Here is a 1,922-nt window from a genome sequence, read left to right as displayed (position 1 = left end):
CCGCCGTCAGGTAGCAATTATTCGACGAGTTTGCCTTCTTGGCTGATTTCGCCGGAGTGCATGAGGGCCGCGACATCCGCCGAAACTTCAGGGATCGACTCGCGGACGACACCGGTAGACGGGGACCAGACGAGATTGACCGTGAGCTCCGGGTCGATCTCGGGGTAGTCGCTGCGGTTGTGGCAGCCGCGGGTCTCCCTCCGCTCCAGAGCGCATTCGAGCGTCGCCCGGGCCGCAAGCACCGACGACCGCAGGTCGAAGGCATGGGAGAGGTCGGCGAAACCGGCGATGTCGGGATGAATTCCCACAGACCCCATCCGCGCCTCGATGCCGGAAAGCTTCTCCAGTCCAGCCAAGAGTCCGGCCTCGTCACGGACGACTCCGGCGTGTTCGGTCATGAGATTGCGGACCTCGCGCTGCAGGGCACGCACGTTCTCCGTGCCCTCAGATACCAGCAGATCGGAGATCTCGGCTCTCGCCTCGGTCACCGCGGCATGCGACCGCACTTGGGCCTCCAGCGAATCGGAGTACGCGACGGCGGACCGTCCGACGATGCGGCCGAAGACGAGGAGCTCGATGAGCGAGTTCCCGCCCAACCGGTTCGCCCCGTGCAGACCCGACGAGGCCTCGCCGATGGCCCACAGTCCCTCGACGTCGGTGCTGTGATCGACCGGGTCGACCCACACTCCGCCCATCGAATAGTGCGCGGTCGGGGCGATCTCGATCGGCGAGGCCGTGATGTCGAGCATCTGCGTCTCCATGAGTGTCTGGAACACCCGCGGCAGACGGTTCATGATCGTCTCGCGCGGCAGATGGGAGACATCAAGCCACACTCCCCCGTTTTCGGTGCCGCGGCCCTCGGCGATCTCCGTGTAGGCGGCCAGAGCCACCCGGTCACGGGTGGACAGCTCCATCCGCTGCGGGTCGTAGCGTTCCATGAACCGCTCCCCCAAGCCATTGCGCAGGATCCCGCCCTCACCGCGGGCCGCCTCGGAGACCAACGTACCTGCCGCGTTCTCGGGTTCGAGGATTCCCGAGGGATGGAACTGGACGAGTTCGGCATCGCGCAGCCGGGCACCGGCTTCGACGGCCAGGCGGAAGGAGTCGCCGGTGTTCTCGTCCCGGCGCGAGGAGGTCCGCCGCCAGATCCGGTTGTGTCCGCCGGCGGCGAGGATGACGGCGTCTGCGTAGATCCGGTAGCCGGTGCCGTCGATGACGTCGAAGCCATAGGCGCCGAAGATGCGACCGCCTGAAACCAGCAGCTTCGTGATGTAGACGCGGTCGAGGATCGGGATGTCTAAGGCTTCGGCGCGACGAATGAGGGTGCGCTGGATTTCCAGCCCCGTGTAGTCGCCGGCGAAAGCGGTGCGACGCCAGGTGTGGGCGCCGAAGAAGCGCTGAGAGATCCGACCGTCGTCCTCCTTCTGGAAGTCCATTCCATATCGCTCCAGGTCAGCGATGCCTTCTGCTGCTCCCTGGGTGACGATTTCGACGGTGCGGGGGTTGGCGAGGTCATAGGATTCCTTGATCGTGTCGGCCGCGTGCTGGGCCCACGTGTCGTCCGGGTCCATCGTTGCCAGAGCTGCGTTGATGCCGCCGGCGGCCAGTGAGGTGTGCGCGTCCTCCTTCGGCCGTTTGCCGACCGCGAGGACATCGGCGCCTGATTCGGCGACCTCGATCGCGGCCCGCAGGCCCGATCCGCCGGTTCCGATGACCAGCACCGAGGTGGAGATGGAGTGTTCTTTTCGGCGGGGTCCGCCCTGTGTGGTGTTCATGGATTCCACTATGAAACCGCCCACTCCATACGTCCAATGCATTGTTCGAGTCACCTCGATAGAGATATGCTATCGGTATGCCTGACCTGCACGGAGACCGCTCATGAACCTCGAACAGCTGAGAAGCTTCGCCGAGGTGGCCGCCAC

At 65.2% G+C, this 1,922-nt stretch carries 1 protein-coding gene; it reads right to left on the bottom strand.

The genetic code is table 11. The features are described 5' to 3' along the window. Positions 1-17: 17 nt before the first annotated feature. A complete protein-coding gene (locus AD89_RS0117650) occupies positions 18-1,775 on the bottom strand; it encodes an FAD-dependent oxidoreductase (protein WP_025781005.1) in 1,758 nt (585 codons plus the stop codon). Positions 1,776-1,922: the final 147 nt, after the last annotated feature.

Origin of the sequence: Brevibacterium sp. VCM10, assembly GCF_000583215.1 — a bacterium.
In the GTDB taxonomy this organism is placed as follows: domain Bacteria; phylum Actinomycetota; class Actinomycetes; order Actinomycetales; family Brevibacteriaceae; genus Brevibacterium; species Brevibacterium linens.
The sequence above is the reverse complement of the archived record's forward strand: the minus strand, read 5'-3'. Positions and strand labels throughout refer to the sequence as shown.

What these genes read in the sequence shown, in the direction of transcription:
- AD89_RS0117650 (WP_025781005.1), bottom strand. Translation starts at nt 1,775, where the DNA reads ATGAACACCACACAGGGCGGACCCCGCCGAAAAGAACACTCCATCTCC.